Source organism: Flavobacterium micromati (assembly GCF_900129585.1).
GTDB lineage: Bacteria > Bacteroidota > Bacteroidia > Flavobacteriales > Flavobacteriaceae > Flavobacterium > Flavobacterium micromati.
Window position 1 is genome coordinate 1 of the sequence record NZ_FQWF01000026.1, and the last position, 3,175, is coordinate 3,175.

Here is a 3,175-nt window from a genome sequence, read left to right on the forward strand (position 1 = left end):
ATTAAAAATAGTAGAGCTTCGCACTAAAAACATATAGAACGCAAATTAATTAATTATATTAGGATTTGAGCCTATATGTGTCACAATCCATTTGCATTTAATCTTTTTCATTATCACAATAATTGTATTTGTCCCTGCCATATGTGATTTATGTACCGTAAAAACAACATATTTGTTGTTTTGGTAATAAATAGGTTCGGAAAAACCATAAACGTCAATATCTATTCCACTATATTTCTCAAAAATAAGCTCTATCCCTTTATTTGTATTCATACTTTCTAAAACAATTTTTTTATACCTAAAATTATCTTTCCTCCAGTAATCGTCAGTACACCACCAAATTCTCTTACCTGAAACACATCTGTTTTTGTATTCTTTCTTCATCTTTTCGAATTCTTTCTTTTTGAATAACGCAATGTCGCTTTTCCAATTTCCTACTGAATCAACAATCAATATTTCGTTTAATCCAAATATATTTAAAGTCTCATTTGAATTAATTTTTTCTTTAGCAACAAATACAACTTGGGTTGTATCTTTTACAATTGTTTCAAAATAGTCGTTAAGCGCTTTGTATTTTTCATTTGTTAATTGTGCAAATAAAACATTTGAAAAATTTGTTATACATAATAAAATAATGGCAGTGTAAAAAAAATAATTTTTCATCTTCTCAATGTTTAGTTACAAGGTTTTCCTACTGGTTTTTGTTCGTTTGGAGTTCCTAATTCAACTGCACGACCAACAGATTCACAGCTATATCTATTTTTAATTCTATTACTTTCGGCACTTGCAGGAGGAAATGTCTTATCAAATATAGGAGCGTCTTTTAATCCGCCCCAAGCTAAATCTTTATATACTTGGTAATTTATCAAATAATTTGCATCATATTCTTGTAATGCTGATGCCATAGGATCTACATACCTGTCTGCCATCTCTTTGTGTTGTGCATCTTGTTTGTCAGTACTGTTAGGATACTCTTTTAAAAGATATCCTTCAAATAATTCAGGAAAAGAGGGTAATGCCGTTGATGGCGTATAATTGTGATGATCTACAATACTTAAAAAATAAGCGTCTATTACTTCGTGTATTAATGCTGTAGCTGTAAATAGATTTGTTCCATTTGTGTACTGATCACGTTCAACTCTAATTTCATAATTGTAATTAGGAAAGTCTTCTTTTTTCCAATGTCGTTTTAAAGTATCATTTACATACTGTTTGTACAATTTTTTCCAGTGTTTTTTTACATATAAGCCGTCAGTATAATCAGTGGGATCTGTAGGATCTATATAACGGTTGGCTCCTTCTCCACCATTAAAGATTCGTAATGCCTGTCGATTTTCTTCTTTATCACTTTGTAGAATATGAACTTTGTTTTTATCAATTTTTTGAGTTTCTAAAAACACATTTATAGGCTCATAACTAGCGAGATATTTACTGCTGTTACGTGACAAGATGAAAAACGGGATTAACAGTATTACCTTTTTTATGTGTTTCATTACAATTGCATTACTATTTTTAAGACTAATTATAAATGTAATCCCTCATAACCCTGACTTCTTGCCATTGATTTTTCTCCCTTTTCATAATTACAAGATTAGAAGATCTACTTCTTGCAGAATGTTTTGTTTCAAATAAAAACAAAATATATTTTCTATTAAAATAATACATCGGCTCTGAAATCGTAAACCACTCATGAATTCCGGTTCCGGCATATTTATCAATAACTATACGAGTTAGCATTAAACCAGTGCCTTTCTCTAGGATAAAATTGTAATTAGGAAAGTCTTCTTTTTTCCAATGTCGTTTTAAAGTATCATTTACATACTGTTTATACAATTTTTTCCAGTGTTTTTTTACATATAAGCCGTCAGTATAATCAGTGGGATCTGTAGGATCTATATAACGGTTGGCTCCTTCTCCACCATTAAAGATTCGTAATGCCTGTCGATTTTCTTCTTTATCACTTTGTAGAATATGAACTTTGTTTTTATCAATTTTTTGAGTTTCTAAAAACACATTTATAGGCTCATAACTAGCGAGATATTTACTGCTGTTACATGACAAGATGAAAAACGGAATTAGCAGTGCTACTTTTTTTATGTGTTTCATATTCACTAATTTTTACATGGTGTCCCTACAGGTGTATACCCTTGATAGGGTGCACCTTTTCTTTCGGTATTTATTCTGGCTAAAATCCTCTCTCTACCTGCAGATCCCTCTAGATAGGTTTTATTAAATATTTTAGTTCCTATTAGCCCTCCCCATGCCATATCAAGATAAACTTGTCTTGGATAGCCTGAATGAAACGTATCACCAAGATGAAATTGTTCAATGGTAGAGGCTATTGCATTAACATATTTATCAGCAATCAATTCATGATGAGCACCTGGTAAAATTGAAGTGTTTTTAGTAGCTTTTTGCTGAACATAAGCATCAAAAATTGTAGGAAAATCATTTATTCCCACACTGCTATTTTTTAAGTGATCTTCAAGTAAACTAATAAGGTAAGCATGAATGATTTCATGTGCCATTGTAGTTGCTACTGATAAGTCAGTAGGTCTAGTCCCAAATAAAGTTCCTTTAATGTAGTCTTCACTAAAAATCATATTTACATCTGTAGCGGAACCTGAAACTTTTGTTGTTTGGGCCCAATCATCTGCTTTTGCAACTTTACCAGTTGACATTTTAATATTAAAAACAGAACTTGCAGGATTAAAACGATTAATCATTTTAGAAATATCTTTTTCTGTACTTAATTTTAATTTATTTAAAACTCCCTTGGTACATGCGTCAAGTTTACTATCATCAATTTGATATTCTATAGCTTCTGCTATTGCTTCTTCACTTTTTCCTTCCCAATTTCCTGAAGCCGCATCATAAATGTATACTAAACTACCATGTACAACTCTCTGCTGATCATAAGGCCATTGAATAATCAAATAGTAATACTTTGCGGGTTTACTATATGTTACCACATCGCTCAGGCTTATTGAGAACAAATCCCACACTCCAGTCACACCGTTATATTTTTTTGTTACGAACTCACCATCTTGGTCTATATACGTGTATAAATCGTCGTTTTTGGGATTGGTTATTGTTTACCAGAGCCACAATGCAAGGTGACTTTTCATCCAAGACTTCTGACGCAAGACTTCTTTGTGTAAATATTTTTATCAAG

The 3,175-nt window shown here is 31.6% G+C and carries 4 protein-coding genes; all 4 read right to left on the minus strand.

Going from position 1 to position 3,175, the window contains the following annotated elements; genetic code table 11:
- Positions 1-45: 45 nt before the first annotated feature.
- From BUB42_RS15935 to BUB42_RS15950, 4 genes are read right to left on the minus strand one after another with little or no spacing between them, the layout of a single operon-like run.
- Positions 46-663, minus strand: a complete 618-nt coding sequence (locus tag BUB42_RS15935) for a hypothetical protein (protein WP_073022150.1) — start codon at positions 661-663, stop codon at positions 46-48.
- 11 nt (positions 664-674) lie between these two features.
- Positions 675-1,493, minus strand: coding sequence for a hypothetical protein (locus BUB42_RS15940; protein ID WP_073022152.1), 819 nt, complete (start codon positions 1,491-1,493; stop codon positions 675-677).
- 25 nt (positions 1,494-1,518) lie between these two features.
- Complete coding sequence (locus BUB42_RS15945) at positions 1,519-2,106, minus strand: hypothetical protein (protein WP_073022154.1); 588 nt, start codon at positions 2,104-2,106, stop codon at positions 1,519-1,521.
- A gap of 5 nt (positions 2,107-2,111) precedes the next feature.
- Positions 2,112-3,014, minus strand: coding sequence for a hypothetical protein (locus BUB42_RS15950; protein WP_139257437.1), 903 nt, complete (start codon positions 3,012-3,014; stop codon positions 2,112-2,114).
- Positions 3,015-3,175: the final 161 nt, after the last annotated feature.

Excerpts from the sequence above, each read along its gene's own strand:
- BUB42_RS15945 (WP_073022154.1), bottom strand. The coding sequence starts at position 2,106 with ATGAAACACATAAAAAAAGTAGCACTGCTAATTCCGTTTTTCATCTTG.
- BUB42_RS15940 (WP_073022152.1), bottom strand. The coding sequence starts at position 1,493 with ATGAAACACATAAAAAAGGTAATACTGTTAATCCCGTTTTTCATCTTG.
- BUB42_RS15935 (WP_073022150.1), bottom strand. The coding sequence starts at position 663 with ATGAAAAATTATTTTTTTTACACTGCCATTATTTTATTATGTATAACA.